The organism is Stutzerimonas chloritidismutans, assembly GCF_020783375.1.
Classification (GTDB): Bacteria; Pseudomonadota; Gammaproteobacteria; order Pseudomonadales; family Pseudomonadaceae; genus Stutzerimonas; species Stutzerimonas kunmingensis.
On the sequence record NZ_CP086067.1, the window covers coordinates 3,792,641 to 3,815,583 of the forward strand.

The following is a 22,943-nucleotide window of genomic DNA, read 5'->3' on the forward strand; positions in this document are numbered from 1 at the left end:
ATTTTTCTATCGAGCCTGTTTGATTTCCTGTTGCACGCTTGCCAAATTTCGTACCCACGGCTTGCCAGCCTGCAACGAGACGGGCAGCGTCTTGACCGCCGCGACAGCAGCAGCACGATTCGCGAAGTTGCCGTAAGTCACGACGTAGAGCGGCTTGCCTTCATGCACTTTGGCGAAGTATCGGTAGTTACCGCCATGCTGCTGGACGATTGCTTGAGCGTTCTTCTCGACACGGGTCCCCAGGATCTGAACCAGATAATTGCTTCCCGGCTGGCTCGCATACCAAGAGCTATTGGTTGAACCCGAGGCAGTTGCTGCAGCAGGCGCACGCTCTGCGGCATTCGGCCGCACCTGGGGTGACGCAGGCGCCGGAGCGGGAGCCGGAGCCGGAGCAGCAACTTGCGGAGCGGGTGCGGGCTGAACACGCTCGCTCGGTGCTGGTGCTGGTGCTGGTGCTGGTGCTGGTGCTGGTGCTGGTGCTGGTGCTGGTGCTGGTGCTGGTGCAGGAATTGTAGGGACTGCGGCATTCGCGGTGGGCCCGCCATTCTCGTCCTCGCTCTCGCCACCAGCAGCGGCCGCCAGCGGCTCGCGCACCACCGGCTGTGCGTCGCCACCCAGTGGCAGGGACAACGGCCGCTCTTGTCCATCGAACTCGATGGCAGCCGGGTCCTGCTCCCCGGTCTCATCAGACGGCCCCGAGGCAGACGAACCATCGAGCGGCAGGGAGGTCACTTCGGGGGCCGAAGGGCGCTCGGAATCGCCGCCACGCAAGAAAAGAAAGCCGACCGCTATAAGAACAAGGACTGCGACTACAGCAACCAAATGTTTTTTGGGTAGCGGAAATCCGATACCGCCCGATTTCCGCCGCCCGCGCTTGCTCTGCATCGCGGCGATGAGCTCGTCTCGGGCCAACTGATTGATCGCCCCCGGCCAACCACCAGACTGCTCATGGATACGACCAATCTGCTCTTCGCTCAGACACTCTAGGCCGCTACCGGCGCCCTCCAGCCGCAATGCCAGGTACTCCCTGGTTTCGTCCTCTTCATACGGCTGCAGCGCGATGGCATGGTAGCGCTCCTCGCCATCACTCAAGGCCTCGAGCCGCCCGCCAAGCGCAGACTCACCGAACAGGAACACATGCGGCCTGGCCTCAGGGGTGCCCGCAGCCAGACGCAGAAGGGTTTCCACCGCAGCACCCGTCAACAGCTCAGCGTCGTCTACCAATAGATAGACTTCCTGACCTGTCAACGCCAGCTGGATGACCTGAGCCATCACGCCGTCGAAATCGGCCTCCTGGCTGTTCAGTGCTTGAGCGATCTGTGCCAACAGCGCGCTCGCATCCATCGTAGCCTGAGGGGTAATGACTACGCTCTGAACCGCCTGCTTGTTGCTACTGGCAACCAGTGCCTGACGCAACAAGGTTTTGCCACTTCCCTCCGGCCCGGTAACCAGCAGCAGCAGCTGGCTGTAGCGTGCCAGATGATGAAGCTGCCCAAGCACCGGCTTGCGCTGCGCGGGAAAGAACTTGAAGCCCGGAACGCGGGCAGCAAACGGGTCATGGCTGAAGCCATAGTGATTCAGAAACGCGTCGTCCGCAGACAAACTGGTCATGGAAATTTTCTTATGCTCCAAGGTGTTCCGTCATTGCACCGTAACTGGCGCTCAAGGTGGTTTCCAGCACGTCGCGAGGGAAGTCCCCGGTCACAACAGCCTCGCCCATTCGCCGCAGCAAAACGAGGCGCAGCCGACCGTCCAGAACCTTCTTGTCGACGGCCATGTGCTCGAGAAAGTCCTGCGGCTTCATCTGCGCGGGGGGCACGACCGGAAGCGCCGCGCGCTGCAGCAACCTGATGGCCCGGTCACGCTCCATCCGCGTGATCCAGCCCAGCTGACAAGACATCTCCAACGCCATCACGGTTCCCGCCGCCACGGCCTCACCATGCAACCAGACGCCATAGCCCATATGTGTTTCTATCGCGTGGCCAAATGTGTGACCTAGATTGAGAATCGCGCGCACGCCGGACTCGCGCTCATCAGCGTTCACCACCTTGGCCTTTGCAGCGCAGGAGCGATGGATCGCCTCCGTCAGCACCACAGGATCAAGCGCTCGAAGTCGATCAACATTTGCCTCAAGCCAGCCAAGGAAGGGCTCGTCGCAGATAAGCCCATACTTGATCACCTCAGCCAGCCCCGCAGAAAGCTCACGAGGCGGCAATGTCTTCAAGGTCGCGGTGTCAATGATGACCGCTCGGGGCTGATAGAACGCCCCGATCATGTTTTTGCCTAGAGGGTGATTGATACCGGTCTTGCCGCCAACCGAGGAGTCCACTTGCGACAATAGCGTGGTGGGAACCTGAATGAAGTCCACGCCACGCTGATAGCTGGCAGCTGCATAGCCCGCCATATCGCCAATGACGCCGCCACCCAGCGCAATGACCGTGGTATTGCGATCGTGCCTAGCTCCGAGCAGAGCGTCGAAGATGAGCTGCAGGGTTTGCCAATTCTTGTGTTCCTCCCCGTCGGGAAGAATCACCGGAGTAACGGTGTAGTCGGAAAGGGTCTGAGTCAGTCGATCGAGATACAGGGGCGCAACAGTTTCATTGGTGACAACGGCCACCTGCCGCCCGCGGATCCTGTCGGAAAACAGCTCGGCGCGATCAATCAACCGCTCGCCAATATGAATGGGATAGCTACGCTCACCGAGATCGACCTGAAGAGTCTGCATGGGGCCCCCAACAATAAAGGGGTCTAGGATAGCGCAGATTCATCCCGGCTTTCACGAGGCGGTAAAGACGCGAGCCGGTCGAGAATTTCCGTCACAACCATCCGCGGCGGACGTTCGTCGGTTTCGATGATGACGTCCGCTATCGAGCGATATAGCGGATCGCGAATGGCCATGAGGGCGGACAGAACGCTGCGGGGATCACTAGCCTGCAATAGCGGCCGGTTGCGGTCGCGGGCGGTGCGTTCGAGCTGCTGGTCGACCGACGTGCAAAGATAGACGACTTGCCCACCCGCACGAAGGGCCTGCCGATTATCCTCTCGCAACACCGCACCACCGCCAGTGGCCAGCACCACTCCCTCGAGCTGGCAGAGATCGGCGATCACCGCCCGCTCCCGCTCACGAAAGCCGCCCTCACCCTCCACGTCAAAGATCAGTGGAATGCTGGCACCGGTCCGCTGTTCGATCTCCTTATCGGAATCCTTGAATGGGAGACGAAGCTCTTTGGCAAGCAAACGCCCGATGGTGCTTTTGCCAGCACCCATCGGGCCTACGAGAATGAAGTTCTGCAACGACTATTGCCCTACGGCGACCGCTCGATAGTTGAGGATTCTAGGCGTTAGGAAAACCAAAAGCTCGGATTTCGTATCTTCTACTATATCTCGTCGGAACAAACGACCAACGAACGGAACATCACCCAGGAAAGGAACTTTTTCGATACTGCTGATCTGGCTATTGGAGAAGACGCCACCAATGACTATCGTCTCTCCATCCGTCACAAGGACCTTGGCATTGACTTCATTCTTGTTAATCGGGGGCACGCCATTCAGTGCGTTGGCGAAATCAGGGGCGTCCTTTGTGACCTTGACTTCCATGATGATGCGGTTGTCAGGAGTGATTTGCGGCGTCACCTCTAACGACAGCGCTGCCTCTTTGAAGGATGTAGAGGTGGCACCACTCGAACTGGCCTCTTGATAGGGTATCTCGGAACCCTTCAAGATCTTAGCGGTTTCCTTATCAGCCGTTACGACCTTGGGCTGCGAAACGATCTCCCCATTCCCGGTCTTTTCCATTGCAGACAGCTGCAGATCTAAGATGCCGTAGTCCGACACATAGCCAATCCCGATCCCGGCGGTACTATTCGCCACACCCAAGTCGACGAATGGAACCGGCGCCAAAGCATCCTTCAGGGTGAAGTTACCGACTTTGTCGGTTCCAGGCAAACCTGCACGCCCTGTTTCTTCGTCAACACCAATAGCGCCATCTTTACCGTAGAACCCCCAATTATCGTTGGTGTAATTGCCGCCCCACCGAACTCCAAGCGCTTTGTCGTACCCAACGTTAGCCTCGACGATGCGCGCTTCAATCATTACCTGCCTCACAGGAATATCTAGCTGCACAACGATGCGGCGCAATTCATCCAGCCGCTCTTGCGTTTGATACGCAATGATGTTGTTTGTACGATCGTCGACCGCGATCGAACCTCGATCGGCTGTAATGGCATCGCTACCCGTCACCGACTGAAAAAGCCGCGCAATATCGGCAGCCTTTGCGTAATTGACCTGAACGACCTCGCGACGAAGTGGAGCAAGCTCGGCGATCTGCCGCTGCGACTCAAGCTCCTGACGCTCACGGGCAGCAATCTCGTCGGCAGGCGCGACCAGCAGCACGTTACCAACCTGGCGCTTATCCAGCCCTTTGGTTTTAAGCACCAGATCCAGCGCCTGGTCCCAAGGCACGTTTTGCAGACGCAGGGTTATGTTGCCAGCGACGGTATCGCTCGCCACCAGGTTCAGATCGGTGAAGTCAGCGATCAGCTGCAGTACGGAACGAACGTCGATATCCTGAAAGTTGAGCGAGAGTTTCTCGCCCGAATAAGCAAAGCGCTCAGCCTTGCGCTTCTCGGCTTCATCCTCGGTCAGAGGCTTGATGCTGATAGTCAGTTTGTTGTCTGTCTGGTACGCCAGATAATCGTATCGACCGGTCGGCTCGATGGCGACACTTGCTCCACCGGCCTGAGCGGACGAATCGACAAATTTCACGGGCGTAGCGAAATCCTGAACATCAAGACGAACACGCAGCGCCTCTGGCAGTTGAGCCTTGTCGAAGAGGACACGAATCTTTCCGCCCTGCTCCTCAATGGTCGAGCCTACCGATGGGTCAGAGAGCGTAATAACGACGTTCCCGGCACCGTCTTCACCCCGACGGAAATCGATATTCTCGATCGCCTTACCTACAGCCATCGCCTTGGCAGGCGCAGCCACTGGAGCAACGGGCGCAGCTGAAACAGCTGGGGCACGTACAGCACCCGAACTTTCGCCCAGTACCACAAAGAGATTGTTACCATCTACGCGAGTGGAGTAGGGCACCAGAGTATTGAGATTAACGATCAGTCGGGTACGGCCTTGGGCTTCAACGACGGTCACGCTCCGCGCATTGCCAACTCCTAGCTCGCGATTCTTCGCTCCGAGCTTATTGGATACGCCGGGCAGGTCGAGCGCGATCCGCGCAGGCTGATCGAGGGTATAACCACGCGGTGTAGCCACCGGTTCGTCGAACGCAAGCTTCAATTCAACACGGTCGCCAGGCAGCGCAGCGACATCGAGGGCGTTCAGGTTGGCCGCCAGCAGGGCTGGAGAAATAAACGCCGCCAGCAAAGAGATACCTAGGCGTGAAAGGGTAGTGTTCATAAATTGCTTCCGTTGTGCAGACCGGTAAAGGTTTTCCATGCTTTTGCCCCGCGCTAGGTGCGCTCTTTCAAGGTCAGACTGCGCGGGCGCTCGAGCCACCCACCCTCTCCATCAGGTACGATTTCCACTACATCCACTCCCGCATCGCTGATCTCGACGATACGGCCATGGTTGCGCCCCAAATAGTCACCAATCTTGACGCGATGAACCCCGTCGCCGCCCTTGATCAAGGCGTACCGCCCCCCACCATTGGCTAACGTGCCTACCATCGTGAAGTTCTCGATATTGAACCCCTCAAGAAACTGCTTAACTCGCGACTCATCGGGCTGGATATCTTTTGAGCCCTTTTGCCGCTGGGTTAAATCAAGCTTGACGGGAGGCTGAAACGGATGTCGCAGGGCGGCAGCGCTATAGGTAAAGGCTTCGTAGGGAATGAATGCCGGTAGCGGCTCAATTGTCCCTTTCGGCTTCGCCCTGACCTCATTCATATATTGCTGCAGATCGCCGAAGTCGTTGCTGCTGTCGCAGCCAGTCAGCGCAACCAGACTTAAGCCCAACGCAGTAAGTCTTGCGCGATTCATTTCTGCAGCCCCTTGTCGTTATAACGATAAGTCTTAGCGACGATGTTCATACGCAATTTTGATGTAGCTTCGTTCTTTTCAGTCTTGATCTCGAAATCATGTAGCGTGACGATACGCGGAAGGCTTGCCACACCACTCACGAAAGTTGCCAGATCGTGATATCCCCCAACGACCTTGATATTTATAGGCAACTCGATATAAAACTGCTGAGCCACCTCTGGCTGCAACTTGATTTCCTCGAACTCCAGCCCACTACCGAGACCCGTTCGAGTGATGTCTTCCAGAAGCCCAGGGACCTCGGTATCGCTTGGCAGTTGCCGCAATAACGCACCAAACGACGTTTCCATCTCGGCCATTTGCGCTTTATAAGCTTCCAAATTGGCGGCCTGGAACGCTTTGGTCGAGAACTGCTGCTTCAAGGTTTCTTCCTGAGCGCGCTGCTGCTCCAATTGCAGTTGCATATCCTGCAAATGAAAGTAATAACCTAGAGCAAGCACCGCTGCGAGAAGCATAACGCCAGCAATGAACTTGACCGGCGCAGGCCAAGAACCGAGGTTATTAAGATCGAGATCAGCGAAGTCTATCTTGCGAAAACTATCTAACGATTCAGCCAGACTCATGGCTTTGCTCCTTCCGTAGCGGCAACCGGCTGCGTTTGCTGAACCGTCAGCTGGAACACATTTTCCTGATCCACGGCACCGGCGGTGACGGCTTTCACCTCGTTCAGATTCGGCGCTTCGAGCCAATCAGAGGCATCAAGATTGCGCATAAGGTTGGAGACACGATTGTTCGATTCGGCAGCACCAATGATCGCAATGTTCTTTCCGGTCATTTTTACCGAAGTGAAATACACTCCATCCGGCAGAGTTCTTACAAGCTGATCAAAAACTCGCCCGATAATAGGTCGATTACCTTGCAAGTCCTGGATGATCTTCATTCGCTCCAGTAGTTGCTGACGACGCTCTTTCAATTCCTTGATTTCTTTAATACGAGCATCAAGAACCGCAATTTCCTTTTTGACAAACTCGTTGCGCGCACTCTGCTGCTCAATCGCAGCTTGGAAATAACGATCTCCAAGAAAGACCAGACCAGCCGCTATGACCAGCACACCGACCAGAGACGCTAGGAAACGCTGCTTTCGTTCTTCACGCAGCTGTTCACGCCACGGAAGCAAGTTGATTTGCGCCATTAGTCGAAGCTCCTCAGCGCCAGGCCACAAGCAATCATCAAGGCCGGCGCATCGCTAGCCAACGCTCCAGCATTCACTTTGCTGCTCAACGCCATATCGGCGAATGGATTCGCAACTAGAGTCTGAGTACCGATCTTCTGCTGAATCATGTGATCCAACCCAGGTATCGATGCCGTCCCGCCCGCTAACAGGATGCAGTCGACATCATGGAACTGTCCTGCCGCAAAGAAGAACTGCAACGAGCGAGAAACCTGCTGCACAACTGCCTCTTTGAACGGAAGCAAAACCTCACTGTCGTAGTCGTCTGGGAGGCCGCCTTGCTTTTTGGCTAGACCAGCTTCTTCTTGTGAAAGGCCGTAGCGTCGCTGAATTTCCTCCGTCAGCTGACGCCCGCCAAAAAGCTGTTCACGGGTATAAATAGTACGACCGTTATGCAGAACACTGAGGGTAGTCATGGTGGCACCGATATCCACCACGGCGACGGTCAGCTCTCCATGCGCCGCACCCAACTGTGGAGCGAGTAGCCCGTATGACCGCTCAAGCGCATAGGCTTCGACGTCAACCACCTTGGCAGTGAGCCCCGCCAGCGCAAGCGCTGCCTCACGAATTTCGACGTTTTCCTTGCGGCAAGCGGCGAGCAGGACTTCTGCTCGGCCAGGAGAGCGAGGAGCCGGCCCCTGGACTTCGAAGTCGATCGCCACTTCTTCCAGCGGATAGGGAATGTACTGGTCCGCCTCGATCTTCAGCTGATTCTCGAGCTCTTCGTCGGACAAACCAGCATCCATCTCGATGATCTTGGTGATTACCGCGGAACCTGAAACAGCCACTACCGCAGACTTGCATCCGGTCTTGGCCTTGGCAACCACCCGCTGCAATGCCTGGCCGACGCCCTCGAGCTCGGCGATGTTCTTTTCAACTACGGCGTTTGCCGGGAGCGGCTCGACAGCATACGCCTCGACGCGGTAGCGACTACCTGATCGACTTAATTCGAGGAGCTTGACTGAGGTCGAACTGATATCGATCCCAAGCAGCGTGTTCGCTTTCTTAGTGAAGAGCCCTAGCACGACCGATTTCCTATCTTTATCCGCAAGTTACGGATTAATTATGTTTATCCACATTAGATAACAGCCTTGACAGAAGCGCAAATGGCTACCCGGCAAAAAAACCGCATATAATGTGAACGGTTTTCCCTTTCAGCATCGCCGCAGTCTTCCTCCCCCAAATCCTGGATTCCAAGAACCCTGATGCGTTTTTTGAAATTTTTTCTCTGGTCGTGCTTCGCAGTCTTTTGCGCACTCTTGCTCAGCATCAGCGGCGCATTTCTCTACCTCAGCCCCAACCTCCCCTCCGTCGATTCCCTGCGGAGCATACAGCTTCAAATTCCGCTGCGGGTTTATAGCGCGGATGACAAGCTGATCGCCGAGTTCGGGGAAATGCGACGCTCACCGATCCACTTCGAGGACATCCCTGAGGAATTCATCCACGCACTGCTGGCTGCCGAGGACGACAATTTCGCTAATCATTATGGCGTCGACATAACCGGCCTGATGCGCGCTGCCACGCAATTATTGAAAAGTGGGCAGATTCAGACCGGCGGCAGCACCATTACCATGCAGGTGGCAAAGAATTACTTCCTTACCAGCGAGCGGAGTTTCTCGCGCAAGATCAACGAGATACTGCTGGCATTGCAGATAGAGCGAGAGCTCAGCAAGAACGAAATCCTCGAGCTGTACGTCAACAAGATCTACCTTGGCAATCGTGCCTATGGAATCGAGGCGGCTTCTCAGGTGTATTACGGCAAGCCCATTTCGGAGCTTAGCGTCGCACAGCTGGCGATGATCGCCGGCCTGCCGAAGGCACCTTCTGCATTCAATCCATTGGTTAATCCGACCCGCAGCAAAGAGCGACGCGACTGGATCCTGGGCCGCATGCACAGACTTGGCTCACTGGATGAAACTAGCTATCGGCAAGCACTCGCCGAACCTGAGACCGCTCGGTACCACGGCGCCGCCCCCGAGCTGGATGCCGCCTACATCGCGGAGATGGCGCGCGCCGAGATGGTGGGCCGCTTCGGCAGCGCCGCCTACACGGATGGCTTCCGGGTAAAGACCACGGTGTCCAGCGAGCGGCAGCTTGCTGCCAACCTCGCACTCGACAATGGACTGATTGAATACGACCAGCGGCACGGCTACCGCGGACCGGAAGCGCGCCTCGCAGAACTGCCGCGCGATAGCTGGCCCAGCGAGCTGGCCAAGTACCGAAGCCTTTCCGGGCTGCAGCCGGCCGTCGTCACGCAGGTAGAGACCAGCGGGATTCTGGTGCTGACGCGCGACGGAAACGAGCACGCAGTCGCTTGGGACAGCATGAAGTGGGCCCGTCCCTACCTCGGCATCAACAGCATGGGACCAAGGCCGCAGCGCCCAGCCGACGTGGTCAAGCTAGGCGACGTGGTCCGCATTCGCTGGCAGGATGATGAAACAGCCGTATTCAGCCAAGTGCCGCAGGCGCAGGCGGCACTGGTTTCACTCGACCCCCAGGATGGTTCGATCGAAGCGCTCGCAGGCGGTTTCTCGTTTGGCCAGAGCAACTACAACCGCGCCATCCAGGCCAAGCGCCAACCCGGGTCAAGCTTCAAACCGTTCATTTACAGCGCAGCGCTGGACGCGGGCTACACCGCCGCGAGCCTGGTCAACGATTCCCCCATCGTCTTTGTCGAACAGGGCATGGACCGCATCTGGCGCCCGAAGAACGACAACAATACGTTCCTCGGTCCGATCCGCATGCGCGAGGCGCTGTACAAATCGAGGAATCTGGTTTCGATTCGCCTGCTGCAGACAATGGGCATCGACCACACGGTTGATTACATCAGCCGCTTCGGCTTCAATCCGCAGGACCTGCCGCGCAACCTATCTCTGGCATTGGGTACGGCGACGCTTACACCTATGGAGATCGCCACCGGCTGGACGACCTTTGCAAACGGTGGGTACAAGATCGAGCCATACCTGATCCAGCGCATAGAAGACCGTGAAGGCAAGCTGCTCTTCGAGGCCAACCCGGCACGCGTGCCATCGCGAAATACCCAGATCGAGGAAACAGAGGCCGAGGCTTACGCAGCGCCTGACACTAGAGACCTGAATGACGGCGAGGTACTCGACGCCGAACCACGCCTTGCCGAGCAGGTACTCGATGAACGTACCGCCTACATCATGACCAGCATGCTGCAGGACGTTATCAAGCGCGGCACAGGGCGACGTGCGCTGGCCATGGGGCGCGGTGACATCGCAGGCAAAACCGGCACCACCAACGACTCCATCGACAGTTGGTTCTCCGGCTATAACGCCGACATCGTAACCACGGTATGGGCGGGCTTCGACCAGCCACAAAGCCTGGGGCGCAACGAATATGGCGGCACGGTCGCTCTGCCGATCTGGATGAGCTACATGAGCGCAGTGCTAAAGGACATGCCCGAGCACCCGCCAGCGGAGCCGGACGGGCTGCTCAAGCTGCGCATCGATCCGGTCAGCGGTCGCTCTGCCACACCCAGCACGCCTGACGCCTATTTCGAGGTCTTCAAGAGCGAGGATTCGCCGCCCCCCATGGGTGAATTCGACTCTGGAACCCAGGCACCTGGAAGCCCTCTTCCGGCCGATGAAGTCGCCCCGCTGGATCTGTTCTGATCGACCGGTTTTCGCCAGCAACAAAAAACCCCGCCTTGGCGGGGTTTGTTTTTTCAGCGCGGTCAGCCGTTGAAAACGTCGTTAACCGACTGCAGCGGATAATGCGACGGGTAAGGCAATGTCGCCACGCCACTTTCGATGGCTGCCTTGGCCACGGCATCAGACACCAACGTAATCAAACGCGGATCCATTGGCTTCGGAATGATGTACTCGCGGCCGAATTCCAGACTATCCACACCGTATGCAGCAGCCACTTCAGCCGGCACCGGCAACTTGGCGAGATCGCGCAGCGCAATGGCGGCCGCGATCTTCATCTCCTCGTTAATGCGCTTGGCGCGAACATCCAGCGCACCACGGAAGATGAACGGGAAGCCCAGTACGTTGTTGACCTGGTTCGGGTAGTCCGAGCGACCAGTTGCCATGATCACGTCCGAACGCGTCGCATGCGCCAGCTCCGGGCTGATCTCCGGATCAGGATTGGAGCAGGCGAAGACGACCGGATTGGCCGCCATGCGCTTGAGACCTTCCGGACTCAGCAGGTTGGCGCCTGACAGGCCGACGAAAACGTCGGCACCTTCGAGCGCATCGTCCAGAGTGCGCTTGTCGGTTTCATGGGCGAACACAGCCTTGTACTGGTTCAGATCGTCACGGCCGGCGTGGATGACGCCCTTGCGATCGATCATGAAGATGTTCTCGATTTTCGCACCCATGCTGACCAGCAGCTTCATGCACGAGGTTGCGGCAGCCCCAGCACCGAGGCAGACGATCTTGGCCTGCTCGAGAGTCTTGCCGGCGATTTCCAGCGCATTGAGCATGCCGGCAGCCGTCACGATGGCGGTGCCATGCTGGTCGTCATGGAAAACCGGGATATCGCACTGCTCGATCAGCGCCCGCTCGATCTCGAAGCACTCCGGCGCCTTGATATCTTCCAGATTGATGCCACCAAAGGTGATCGAGATGCGCTTGACGGTATCAATGAAGGCCTGCGGGCTTTCCGCATCGACTTCGATGTCGAATACGTCGACGCCAGCGAAACGCTTGAACAGCACGCCCTTGCCTTCCATCACCGGCTTGGAAGCCAGCGGGCCAAGGTTGCCCAAGCCGAGAATAGCGGTGCCGTCGGAGATAACAGCCACCAGGTTGCCTTTGCCAGTGTAGCGGTAAGCCAGTTCCGCATCGCGAGCGATCTCGCGCACAGGCTCAGCTACACCCGGGCTGTAGGCCAGGGAAAGATCACGAGCAGTGGCGGTGGGCTTGGTCAGCTCGACGCTCAATTTCCCTGGACGGGGCTGGGCATGGTATTCGAGCGCGGCAGTTTTCAGGTCAGTCATGTGGCATTTCCGCTTATTTTACTGGGACAGACAGGCGGTCGAGCATACGCCAAGAACAAGCGCACTCACAAGCCAGCGGGCCGGCTGACTGTCAAGCCCAAGCCGCTACGACTTTCCGGGTAGATTCACGCGCCGGTACGAACAGCCGATCAGCGCGACAACCCCAGCATCGCCGGATGGGTGACGCGCAGCATCCAGCGGGCCTGCCCGGCACCCACCCGTCCGCGACGGTCGACTACCCAGCCCCTCAGCTCGAGTCGCTTCCCGGCAAGCACGGTCATTGTCCGGACATCGAATGCGTCAAGCGCCTGCGGCGGTATGTTCACCACCAGCGGACCATCCATTTCCAGCCAATAGCCGCCGCGATTGCGCTCGACCCGCTCGACCCTGCCATCGAGCAGCGCGAAGCCACCACGCTTCAACGATTGCGGCGAGCCGGGCTTCAGCTCGCGCCAGACACCCAGACCGTTTTGCCGCGCCTGCTGCTCGGCCCGCTGCTGACAGGCCACCAGCCGTGTATTCGGCGCCACCGCGACCATGAAGCCAAGACCATCGGCCAGCAGCACGGCTTCGAGATTACGTCCCTGCGCGTCATAAGCATGGGCCAGCGTGCGCCCATAGCGATCCTGCCGCTCCTGACCCAGGACCAGACCGACCCGCCCGTCACTGACCTGCACCAATGCCTGCAGTCGGCGCCGTGCGGCCAGTGCGAAAGGCTCGGCCTTGCGCCCGTCACGACCCAGCTCCGGCGTGTTGATGCCGATCAGCCGCACGCTGCTACCATCGACCAGACGCAGCGTATCGCCGTCAACGACTTGGGCCACTTCCAGCGTCGACAAGCGCCCCGGCGACGGGCAAAAGGCAAGCGCTTGAATTTGCCAGAAGACGGAAACGAAAAAGGCGCCCACCAGGGACGCCTTTTTCATGTGCTCGGAAAACCCCATTGGATTCCCGGTACGCCAGCTTACTTGGCGCCGAACACACCGAAACGCTGCTTGAAGCGATCGATACGGCCGCCGGTATCCAGCACCTTCTGCTTGCCGGTGTAGAACGGGTGGCACTCGGAGCACACGTCGAGGCTCAGGTTCTTGCCCAGCGTGGAGCGGGTCTTGATGACGTTGCCACAGCTGCAGGTGGCCTCGATTTCGACGTAATTAGGATGGATATCGGCTTTCATGGTGAATCCTCTAGGATTGTGTGCCGCCACCCGACCCTATGTCGAGTACCGCACGAAGTAGGGCGCGAATCATACCAGAGCGCTAGGGTGATGCAAGCGCGGGCGACAGACGCGCTGAGCCGCTGGCGCGCTCGCGACGACGCCGAATCGCGTCATCGTTTACCATCGCCGCACATCACCAAGGATCATCGAGTGTCTTCCAGCATCCTCCGCCTGGCGCTGCCCTCACCCCTGCGTCGCCTGTTCGATTACCTGCCGCCGGCTGGCGTGTCACCCGCTGCTCTTCAACCAGGCGTACGCCTGCGCGTGCCATTCGGTCGACGCGAAGTGGTCGGCATTCTGGTCGAGCTGAGCGACCACAGCGAAGTGCCGGCGGAAAAGCTCAAGCCGGCTCTGGAACTGCTGGATAGCAAACCACCCCTGCCCGCCCCGCTATTCAAGCTTTGCCTGTGGACCGCGCAGTATTATCAGCACAGCCTTGGCGACACCCTCAGCTGGGCACTACCGGTACTGCTGCGTCAGGGCGAACCCGCCGAAGCGCGACAAGAGCGCTACTGGCACGTAGCCGAAGGCGCGAGCCCTGACGATCCGCGATTGGTTCGTGCTCCCAGGCAGCGCGAAGCGCTGAAGGCCATCGCCCAGCACGCTCACGGCTTGCCACATGCGCTGCTCAGCAAACTGCAACTGAACAAGGACAGCCTCGATCTGCTGCTGGAAAAGGGGCTGGTGCGTATCGAATCCCGCCGCAGCAGGCCGACGCGCGGGCACAGTGGCGGCTGGCTGCTACAGGCCGAGCTCACCTTGAATACACAGCAACGCGCGGCCTTCGAGGCGGTGAGCGCGGGCCTCGGAGGATTTCAGGCGTTCCTGCTGGCGGGGGTGACCGGCAGCGGCAAGACCGAGGTCTACCTGCAACTGATTCATCGCGTACTGGAAGCCGGCAAGCAGGCGCTGGTGCTGATCCCCGAGATCAACCTGGGGCCGCAGACGCTCGCCCGCTTCGAACAGCGCTTCAATGCCCGGATCGCGCTGCTGCACTCCAACGTCAACGATCGTGAACGACTCGATGCCTGGCTCGCCGCCCGCGATGGCGAGGCGGACATCATCATCGGTACCCGTTCGGCCCTGTTCACGCCGATGAAGAATCCCGGCCTGATCATCATCGACGAGGAGCACGACGCCTCTTATAAACAGCAGGAAGGCTTGCGCTACCACGCCCGCGATCTGGCCCTGCTGCGCGCGCGCCAGGAGAACCTGCCGATTGTGCTCGGTTCGGCCACGCCCTCTCTGGAAAGCCTGCACAACGCCCACAGCGGCCGCTATGCGCTGCTCAAGCTGACGCAACGGGCCGGCAATGCACAGTCGCCGCGCTTCCTGCGCCTGGATGTCAAGAGTCGCCCGCTGGACGCCGGCATATCCGGCCCGCTGCAACAGGCCATCGCCCAAACCCTCGGCGCCGGCCAGCAGGTTTTGGTCTACCTCAACCGACGTGGCTTCGCCCCCACCCTGCTCTGCCATGACTGCGGCTGGCTCAGCCAGTGCCCACGCTGCGACGCGCGGATGACCCTGCATCAACGTCACAACGAACTGCGCTGCCACCACTGCGGGCACGTCGAGCGACCGCCGCGCAACTGTCCGGACTGCGGCAAGGTGGATCTGCGCCCGGTTGGCGCCGGAACGGAACGCGCCGAGGAACGCCTGGGCATCCTCTTTCCCGACTATCCGGTGCTGCGTATCGACCGCGACAGCACCTCGCGCAAGGGCGCGATGGAGCAGATGATCGGCACCATCAACCGAGGCGAACCCTGCCTGCTGGTCGGCACGCAGATGCTCGCCAAGGGTCACCATTTTCCGCGCGTCACGCTGGTGGCGATTCTCGATGCCGACGGCGGGCTGTTCTCAGCCGACTTCCGCGCCAGCGAGCGCATGGCCCAACTGATTGTCCAGGTCGCCGGGCGCGCCGGGCGCGCAGAGGAGCCTGGCAAGGTCATCATCCAGACGCATCTGGCCGACCATCCGCTGCTGGTGCAGCTGACCGAACAGGGTTATTTCGCCTTCGCCGAGCAGGCCCTGTCCGAGCGCCGCGCGGCCGGCCTGCCGCCGTTCAGCCATCTGGCGCTGCTGCGCGCCGAGGCACAGAAGCCCGGCCAGGCCGAAGCCTTCCTCGACGACGCCTGCAACCTCGCCGAACAGTTGCTCGACCAGCTGCAGCTCAACGGCGTCGACCTGCTCGGACCGGTTCCCGCACCGATGGAACGGCGTGCCGGCCGCTACAGGGCGCAATTACTGCTTCAGGGCAACGCGCGGGCGACCCTGCACCGGCTGATGGACGCCTGGGTCCCGGTGCTCGAACAACTGCCCGGCGGTCGCGCCGTGCGCTGGAGCCTGGATGTCGACCCGATCGATCTGTTCTGATCGCCTGATCGAAACCCGGACTTTTGCCGCCCTGCGCGCCACGCACCTTGAAGCGATACCCATCGCGCCCCGATAATGCCGGGTTTTCGCGCACACTTGCGGACTGAGCCGACCATGAAAGACAGCATTCGCCACCTGATCCAGCAAGCCCTCGTCCGCCTGACCGCCGAAGGCGTCCTGCCTGAAGGGCTGACCCCCGCGATTCAGGTGGAAAACACCAGGGACAAGAGCCACGGCGATTTCGCCAGCAACATCGCCATGATGCTGGCCAAACCGGCCGGGCTGAAGCCGCGCGACCTGGCCGAGAAGCTGATCGCCGCGCTGCCGCAGGACGCGCAGATCAGCAAGGTGGAAATCGCCGGACCAGGCTTTCTGAACTTCTTCCAGAACAGCGACGCACTGGCCGGGCGCCTCGAAGCGGCCCTGGCCGATCCACAGCTGGCAGTGCGCAAGGCGTCGGCGCCCCAGCGCGTGGTGATCGACCTGTCATCGCCGAACCTGGCGAAAGAGATGCATGTTGGCCACCTGCGCTCGACCATTATTGGTGACGCCGTCGGTCGTGTGCTCGAGTACCTCGGCGACGAGGTGATCCGGCAGAACCACGTAGGCGACTGGGGCACCCAGTTCGGCATGCTGCTGGCTTACCTCGAGGAAAAACCGGCGGCGGCGGAAAGCGAGCTGTCCGACCTGGAGCAGTTCTATCGCGCAGCGAAACAGCGCTTCGACGAGTCCGCCGAGTTCGCCGACCGCGCCCGCGAACTGGTGGTAAAGCTTCAAGCCGGGGACGCACAGTGCCTGAGCCTGTGGACGCGCTTCAACGATATTTCCCTGTCGCACTGCCAGAAGATCTACGACCGCCTCAACGTCAAGCTGACCCCGGCCGACGTCAAGGGTGAGAGCGCCTACAACGGCGAGCTTGCAGATATCGTCGAAGCCCTGCGCAGTAAAGGTCTGCTCACCGAGGACAACGGCGCGCAGTGCGTCTTCCTCGACGAATTCAAGAACGCCGAAGGCAATCCGCTCCCGGTGATCGTGCAGAAGGCCGGCGGCGGCTACCTCTACGCCACAACCGACCTGGCGGCCATGCGTTACCGCAGCCAGGTCCTGCATGCCGATCGCGCGCTGTATTTCGTCGATCAGCGCCAGGCCCTGCATTTCCAGATGGCTTTCGAAGTGGCGCGTCGCGCCGGCTTTGTCCATGCCGGTATGCAGCTTGAGCACATGGGCTTCGGCACCATGAACGGCGCCGACGGCCGCCCGTTCAAGACCCGCGACGGCGGCACGGTAAAGCTGATTGATCTGCTCGACGAAGCCGAGCAGCGCGCCTATGCCTTGGTCAAGGGCAAGAATCCGGACCTCGATGAAGCCGAGCTGCGCCAGATCGCCCGCGCGGTGGGTATCAGCGCCGTCAAATATGCCGACCTGTCCAAGCACCGCACCAGCGACTATCGCTTCAACTTCGAACTGATGCTGAGCTTCGAAGGCAACACCGCGCCATACCTGCTCTATGCCTACACCCGCGTGGCCAGCGTTTTCCGCAAGCTGGGTCAAGGCATCGATGAGATCGCCGGGCAGATTCAGCTCGAGGCTGAGCAGGAACTGGCGCTCGCCGCCAAGCTCGCCCAGTTCGGCGAAGTGCTGAACAGCGTCGGTGAGAAAGGCGAACCGCACTTGCTGTGCGCTTACCTGTACGATCTGGCCGGGCTGTTCTCCAGTTTCTACGAGCACTGCCCGATCCTCAGCGCCGAACAGCCAGAGCAGAAGCAGAGTCGACTGCGCCTCGCTGCCCTGACCGGCAAGACCCTCAAGCAGGGCCTGGAACTTCTCGGCCTGGAAACTCTGGAGCGCATGTAAGTGGCTGCAAGGAAGAAAGCCGCGCCCAAACGAGGCGCGAGCCGCTATCAGGCGCCGGCCAAACAGGCCGTACCAGGCTGGATCTGGCTGGTCTGTGGCCTGGTCATCGGCGGTTTCATCATGTTTCTGATGAGCCTCGAACCGGGTGGAGAGGAGGTCAAGCGCAACAAGGACGCACCCAAGACCGCGATCAAGGAGCAGCCCAAGCGCACGCCAGCGAGCGAGCAGGCGACCAAGCCGAAGTACGACTTCTATACGCTGCTGCCGGAGTCGGAAGTGATTCTGCCGCCGGAAGCCAAGCAGCCGGAACCGCCGGTTAAGCCGGTAACGCCGGAGGAAGCAGCGAAGATCGACGAAGCCCGCGCGCAGGCCGCACTCAATGGCCAGGTACCACCGCCGCCGCCCACTGTGGCCAAGGCACCAGTTACCCAGTTCTTTCTGCAGGCCGGCTCGTTCCGCCAGCAGGCGGAGGCTGATCGGGTACGCGCGCAGATCATCCTGCTTGGTCAGGACGTGCGCGTGGAAAGCGTCAAGGTGCGTGATGAGCCCTGGTATCGCGTACTGGTCGGACCCTTCGGCAGCCGCGAGCAACTGAATGCCGCACAAAAGACGCTGGCCGCCAGCGGCTATAAGAACCTGCTGTTGCAACAGCGGCAGACGCGCTGAACGAAAAACGCCGGGCTTTCGACCCGGCGTTTTTCATTCTGGCGCAGCAAAGCGAATCAGCTTTCCCGCGGCGCGTAGGCAAACACGTCAGCGCGCATCTGATGCGGGTCCATCCCCGCCTCCACCAACGCATCCAGCGTGCCATAGACCATCGACGGCGAGCCGCTGGCATAGATATGCAACGGTTTGAGATCGTTGAAATCCTCGCGAATCGCTTCGTGCAGCATGCCGCAGCGACCTTCCCAGCCGCAGACGTCGCTGACGACACGGTGCAGATGCAGATTGCTCATGCCCTGCCATTCATCCCAGTGCGACAGCTGATAGAAGTCTTCGGGATGGCGAACACCCCAGTACAGATGCACCGGATGCGAGAACCCGGCTGCGCGGCAATATTCGATCAGACTGTGCATCTGCGCCATGCCGGTGCCCGCTGCAACCAGCACCAAGGGACCGTCCGGCAGTTCTGCCAGATGCGTGTCGCCGAATGGCAGTTGGATCCGCGCAAAGCCCTGCCGCCGCAGGAATGCCAGCAGCTCGATCGCGGATTCCTCACGCGCCAGCACGTGCAGCTCCAGCTCTCTGCCGCTGCCGGGAGCAGAGGCGAGGGAAAACGCGGACCACTCACCGTCCTCCCGTTGCAGCAACAGATATTGACCGGCGTGATAGCGCGGCTGGCGACCGGCCGGCAGGCGTAGGCGCAAGCGCACCACATCGCCACCGACCTCTTCGTAGCCACTGAGCTGGCAGCTCAGCTCGCGTACCGGCAATTCGCCGGGCGCCAGCACGCCATCCCACAGCAGCACGCAGTCTTCCAGTGGCTCGGCCAGGCAGGCCAGCAGTTCGCCGTGATCGCGCACCTCGCCGGCCTGCCGCACACGTCCTTCGACCAGCAGCGAGGCGCAGATGTGGCAATTGCCGTTGCGACAGCTCTGCGGGCATTCGTAGCCCAGACGCCTGGCGGCATCGAGAAATCGTTCGCCGGGCCGCACGTCGAGCACGGCGCCGGATGGCTGCAAAGTAACTTTCATGTGCACGTCTTATCAGTGAACGGGATGACCCGCCAAGGCTTTCGGGCGGGCTCGGGCCCGCCTCTTCGGATATGTCAGTCGATACCCAGCTGCGACCAGAGTTCATCAACCCGCTGCTTCACCGCCGGGTCCTGAACGATGACCCGCCCCCATTCGCGGTTGGTTTCGCCCGGCCATTTGTGGGTGGCATCCAGGCCCATCTTCGAGCCCAGCCCGGAGATCGGCGAGGCGAAATCCAGGTAGTCGATCGGCGTGTTGTCGATCATCACCGTGTCGCGCTTGGGATCCATGCGTGTGGTGATGGCCCAGATCACATCGTTCCAGTCGCGGGCGTTGATGTCGTCGTCGGTGACGATGACAAACTTGGTGTACATGAACTGACGCAGGAAGCTCCACACGCCGAGCATGACCCGCTTGGCGTGGCCGGGATACTGCTTCTTCATGGTCACCACCGCCATGCGATAGGAACAGCCTTCCGGCGGCAGGTAGAAATCGACGATTTCCGGGAACTGCTTCTGCAGGATCGGTACGAACACCTCGTTCAGCGCCACGCCGAGAATCGCCGGCTCATCCGGCGGACGCCCGGTATAGGTGCTGTGGTAGATCGGGTTTCGGCGATGGGTGATGCGCTCGACGGTGAACACCGGGAAGCGGTCGACCTCGTTGTAGTAGCCGGTGTGGTCACCGTAAGGTCCTTCATCGGCCATCTCGCCCGGATGGATATGCCCTTCGAGGACGATCTCGGCGTACGCCGGCACCTGCAGATCAGAGCCGACCGCCTTGACCAGCTCGGTGCGCGAACCGCGCAACAGGCCGGCGAAGGCATATTCGGACAGCGTATCGGGCACAGGCGTCACCGCACCGAGAATCGTCGCCGGATCCGCGCCCAGTGCCACGGCGACCGGGTACGGCCGATCCGGGTACTTATTGCACCATTCACGGAAATCCAAGGCCCCACCACGATGGCTGAGCCAGCGCATGATCACCTTGTTGCGGCCGATGACCTGCTGGCGGTAGATACCGAGGTTCTGCCGCTCCTTGTTCGGCCCCTTGGTAATGGTCAGACCCCAGGTGATCAGCGGCGCGGCGTCGCCCGGCCAGCAGTGCTGTACGGGGATTGTCCCCAGGTCGACGTCATCACCTTCGATGATCACTTCCTGGCAGGACGCGTCCTTGAGCACCTTGGGCGCCATGCTGATGACCTTCTTGTAGATCGGCAGCTTGCTCCAGGCGTCCTTCAACCCCTTCGGCGGCTCCGGCTCCTTGAGAAACGCCAGCAGCTTGCCGATCTCACGCAGTTCGGAGACATCCTCGGCGCCCATACCGAGGGCGACCCGCTGCGGCGTGCCGAACAGATTGCCAAGCACCGGCATGTCGAAACCCGTCGGGTTCTCGAAGAGCAGTGCCGGGCCCTGCTTGCGCAGGGTGCGGTCACAGATTTCGGTCATTTCCAGAACCGGGGAGACAGCAGCCGTGACGCGCTTGAGCTCACCGCGTTTTTCCAGGCCGCTGATAAAGTCGCGCAGATCGCGATACTGCATGCTTGAGCCTCGCATGGGCCGGCAGGGACGAGGCGCAAAGTTTAGCGCCCGCGTCGGGTTTTCCAAAACCTGCAGACAAACGAAGGCCGGGTTTCCCCGGCCTTGTTGGCAACGACGAGTCGCTTACTTGCGCTTCATGGACATGAAGAATTCGTCGTTGGTCTTGGTGTCCTTGAGCTTGTCGAGCAGGAACTCAATCGCAGCGCTTTCATCCATCGGATGCAGCAGCTTGCGCAGGATCCAGATGCGCTGCAGCTCTTCCTCGCTGGTCAGCAGCTCTTCGCGGCGAGTACCCGAACGGTTGATGTTGATGGCCGGGAAGACACGCTTCTCGGCAATGCGACGATCCAGTTGCAGCTCCAGGTTACCGGTGCCCTTGAACTCCTCGTAGATCACCTCGTCCATCTTCGAGCCGGTCTCCACCAGCGCGGTGGCGAGAATGGTCAGCGAACCGCCTTCCTCGATGTTGCGCGCGGCACCGAAGAAACGCTTGGGCTTCTCCAGGGCGTGGGCATCGACACCACCAGTGAGCACTTTGCCGGAGCTCGGGATCACGGTGTTGTAGGCACGCGCCAGACGGGTGATGGAGTCGAGCAGAATGACCACGTCCTTCTTGTGCTCGACCAGGCGCTTGGCCTTCTCGATCACCATCTCAGCGACCTGCACGTGACGGGTTGGCGGCTCGTCGAAGGTGGAGGCGACCACTTCGCCGCGCACGGTGCGCTGCATCTCGGTCACTTCTTCCGGACGCTCGTCGATCAGCAGAACGATCAGGTGGCACTCGGGGTTGTTGCGGGTGATGTTGCTGGCGATGTTCTGCAGCATGATCGTCTTGCCCGCCTTTGGCGGAGCGACGATCAAGCCGCGCTGGCCCTTGCCGATCGGAGCACAGAGGTCGATTACGCGACCGGTGAGGTCTTCGGTGGAACCGTTGCCGGCTTCCATCTTCAGGCGCTCGTTGGCGAACAGCGGGGTCAGGTTCTCGAAGAGGATCTTGTTCTTCGCGTTCTCCGGCCGATCGTAGTTGATCGAGTCGACCTTGAGCAGGGCGAAGTAGCGCTCACCTTCCTTCGGAGGGCGAATCTTGCCGATGATGGTGTCACCGGTGCGCAGGTTGAAGCGGCGAATCTGGCTGGGCGAGACGTAGATATCGTCCGGGCCGGCCAGGTAGGAAGAATCCGCAGAGCGCAGGAAGCCGAAGCCGTCCTGGAGAATCTCCAGCACGCCATCACCGGAGATTTCCTCGCCGCTTTTAGCGTGCTTCTTGAGCAGGGAGAAAATCACGTCCTGCTTGCGCGAACGGGCCATGTTATCGATGCCCATCTGTTCGGCCATTTCCAGCAGTTCGGTGATGGGCTTTTGCTTGAGTTCAGTCAGATTCATAGAGAGAGTCAGGAAGGATGTAGAAAGCGATTAGCTTGAGAAGCCGCGCAGCAAGAGACGAACAGGTTCGTTGTGCTTTATGAGGCTGAAGTGCGTCGGCGACGGCGTGCAGAGGGCGACGGAAGAATGCGTCGCGAGGCCGAATTTAGCACCGTGCAGACGAAGCGTCCACCCTGCCGATGAAAAAAGCCCCCGCGACTGCGAGGGCTTTAGAGGGGAACTTCGGCGAAGTCAGATGTTGCTGTCGAGGAACGCCGCCAGCTGCGACTTGGACAGTGCACCGACCTTGGTCGCCTCGACGTTGCCGTTCTTGAACAGCATCAGCGTCGGGATACCGCGCACGCCGTACTTCGGCGGGGTTTCCTGGTTCTCGTCGATATTGAGCTTGCAAACCTTCAGACGACCTTCGTAGTCCTTGGCGATCTCGTCGAGTACCGGCGCGATCATCTTGCACGGACCACACCACTCGGCCCAGTAGTCGACCAGTACGGGACCGTCGGCCTGGAGGACGTCCTGCTCGAAACTGCTGTCGCTGACATTGTTGATGTATTCGCTCATGGATTTTCTCCAGGGTCGGAACGGAAAGGTCGCCATCATAGCCCTACTGTGAGCGGATCGAAAGCTGCAGACCCTCGGGTCGGCGACGATCGCCCGCGAGCGGCGCCTCCGTGCGTCAACGACTGCGTTGG

At 60.2% G+C, this 22,943-nt stretch carries 19 protein-coding genes; 4 read left to right on the forward strand and 15 right to left on the reverse strand.

What is annotated here, in order from left to right:
- Positions 1-6: 6 nt before the first annotated feature.
- The 8 genes from LLJ08_RS17810 to LLJ08_RS17845 are packed head-to-tail and all read right to left on the reverse strand — an operon-like array spanning position 7 to position 8,246.
- Positions 7-1,611: an AAA family ATPase gene (locus LLJ08_RS17810; RefSeq protein WP_228207591.1), complete on the reverse strand. Its 1,605-nt coding sequence runs from the start codon at positions 1,609-1,611 to the stop codon at positions 7-9.
- Positions 1,612-1,621: 10 nt separating this feature from the next.
- Complete coding sequence (gene aroB, locus LLJ08_RS17815; RefSeq protein WP_228207592.1) at positions 1,622-2,725, reverse strand: 3-dehydroquinate synthase; 1,104 nt, start codon at positions 2,723-2,725, stop codon at positions 1,622-1,624.
- 23 nt (positions 2,726-2,748) lie between these two features.
- The gene (gene aroK / locus LLJ08_RS17820; protein WP_014821719.1) at positions 2,749-3,294 is read right to left on the reverse strand and encodes a shikimate kinase AroK; all 546 of its coding nucleotides are present in this window, start codon (positions 3,292-3,294) and stop codon (positions 2,749-2,751) included.
- A gap of 3 nt (positions 3,295-3,297) precedes the next feature.
- Entirely contained in the window at positions 3,298-5,412 is a 2,115-nt protein-coding gene (locus tag LLJ08_RS17825; RefSeq protein WP_228207593.1) for a type IV pilus secretin PilQ, read from the reverse strand.
- A 53-nt stretch (positions 5,413-5,465) separates the two neighbouring features.
- Positions 5,466-5,993 carry a type 4a pilus biogenesis lipoprotein PilP gene (gene pilP / locus LLJ08_RS17830; protein ID WP_228207594.1) on the reverse strand — a complete coding sequence of 176 codons (528 nt, stop codon included), beginning with the start codon at positions 5,991-5,993 and terminating at the stop codon, positions 5,466-5,468.
- Entirely contained in the window at positions 5,990-6,613 is a 624-nt protein-coding gene (gene pilO, locus LLJ08_RS17835) for a type 4a pilus biogenesis protein PilO (RefSeq protein WP_003301043.1), read from the reverse strand. The genes pilP and pilO overlap by 4 nt, the downstream gene beginning before the upstream one ends.
- On the reverse strand, positions 6,610-7,182 hold the full coding sequence (gene pilN, locus LLJ08_RS17840; protein ID WP_014821721.1) for a type 4a pilus biogenesis protein PilN: 573 nt from the start codon (positions 7,180-7,182) through the stop codon (positions 6,610-6,612). Before pilN ends, pilO begins: the two co-directional genes overlap by 4 nt.
- The gene (locus tag LLJ08_RS17845; RefSeq protein ID WP_023446117.1) at positions 7,182-8,246 is read right to left on the reverse strand and encodes a pilus assembly protein PilM; all 1,065 of its coding nucleotides are present in this window, start codon (positions 8,244-8,246) and stop codon (positions 7,182-7,184) included. The genes pilN and LLJ08_RS17845 overlap by 1 nt, the downstream gene beginning before the upstream one ends.
- A 180-nt stretch (positions 8,247-8,426) precedes the next feature.
- Here LLJ08_RS17845 and LLJ08_RS17850 point away from each other — a divergent pair, with 180 nt between their 5' ends.
- Positions 8,427-10,859 (forward strand): penicillin-binding protein 1A, encoded by a 2,433-nt coding sequence (locus tag LLJ08_RS17850; protein ID WP_228207595.1) that lies wholly within the window; start codon positions 8,427-8,429, stop codon positions 10,857-10,859.
- 62 nt (positions 10,860-10,921) lie between these two features.
- Here the strand turns inward: LLJ08_RS17850 and LLJ08_RS17855 are convergent, their stop codons facing one another.
- From LLJ08_RS17855 to rpmE, 3 genes are all read right to left on the reverse strand, one after another.
- Positions 10,922-12,190, reverse strand: a complete 1,269-nt coding sequence (locus LLJ08_RS17855) for a malic enzyme-like NAD(P)-binding protein (protein ID WP_014821724.1) — start codon at positions 12,188-12,190, stop codon at positions 10,922-10,924.
- 149 nt (positions 12,191-12,339) lie between these two features.
- Complete coding sequence (locus tag LLJ08_RS17860; protein WP_228207596.1) at positions 12,340-13,134, reverse strand: thermonuclease family protein; 795 nt, start codon at positions 13,132-13,134, stop codon at positions 12,340-12,342.
- Between the two features lie 20 nt (positions 13,135-13,154).
- Complete coding sequence (gene rpmE / locus LLJ08_RS17865; protein ID WP_014821726.1) at positions 13,155-13,367, reverse strand: 50S ribosomal protein L31; 213 nt, start codon at positions 13,365-13,367, stop codon at positions 13,155-13,157.
- Between the two features lie 192 nt (positions 13,368-13,559).
- Here rpmE and LLJ08_RS17870 point away from each other — a divergent pair, with 192 nt between their 5' ends.
- From LLJ08_RS17870 to LLJ08_RS17880, 3 genes are all read left to right on the forward strand, one after another.
- Positions 13,560-15,782: a primosomal protein N' gene (locus tag LLJ08_RS17870; RefSeq protein WP_228207597.1), complete on the forward strand. Its 2,223-nt coding sequence runs from the start codon at positions 13,560-13,562 to the stop codon at positions 15,780-15,782.
- A 114-nt stretch (positions 15,783-15,896) separates the two neighbouring features.
- Positions 15,897-17,636 (forward strand): arginine--tRNA ligase, encoded by a 1,740-nt coding sequence (gene argS / locus LLJ08_RS17875; RefSeq protein ID WP_228207598.1) that lies wholly within the window; start codon positions 15,897-15,899, stop codon positions 17,634-17,636.
- Positions 17,637-18,302 carry an SPOR domain-containing protein gene (locus LLJ08_RS17880; protein ID WP_042926338.1) on the forward strand — a complete coding sequence of 222 codons (666 nt, stop codon included), beginning with the start codon at positions 17,637-17,639 and terminating at the stop codon, positions 18,300-18,302.
- Positions 18,303-18,358: 56 nt separating this feature from the next.
- On the opposite strand, the gene LLJ08_RS17885 is transcribed toward LLJ08_RS17880, so the two are convergent.
- The 4 genes from LLJ08_RS17885 to trxA form a co-directional block, all read right to left on the reverse strand.
- On the reverse strand, positions 18,359-19,330 hold the full coding sequence (locus LLJ08_RS17885) for a CDP-6-deoxy-delta-3,4-glucoseen reductase (RefSeq protein ID WP_031298059.1): 972 nt from the start codon (positions 19,328-19,330) through the stop codon (positions 18,359-18,361).
- Positions 19,331-19,404: 74 nt separating this feature from the next.
- Positions 19,405-20,871, reverse strand: a complete 1,467-nt coding sequence (ubiD, locus tag LLJ08_RS17890) for a 4-hydroxy-3-polyprenylbenzoate decarboxylase (protein ID WP_228207599.1) — start codon at positions 20,869-20,871, stop codon at positions 19,405-19,407.
- Between the two features lie 123 nt (positions 20,872-20,994).
- Positions 20,995-22,254 carry a transcription termination factor Rho gene (gene rho, locus LLJ08_RS17895; RefSeq protein ID WP_014821732.1) on the reverse strand — a complete coding sequence of 420 codons (1,260 nt, stop codon included), beginning with the start codon at positions 22,252-22,254 and terminating at the stop codon, positions 20,995-20,997.
- Positions 22,255-22,485: 231 nt separating this feature from the next.
- On the reverse strand, positions 22,486-22,812 hold the full coding sequence (gene trxA / locus LLJ08_RS17900; protein ID WP_003283463.1) for a thioredoxin TrxA: 327 nt from the start codon (positions 22,810-22,812) through the stop codon (positions 22,486-22,488).
- Positions 22,813-22,943 lie beyond the last annotated feature (131 nt).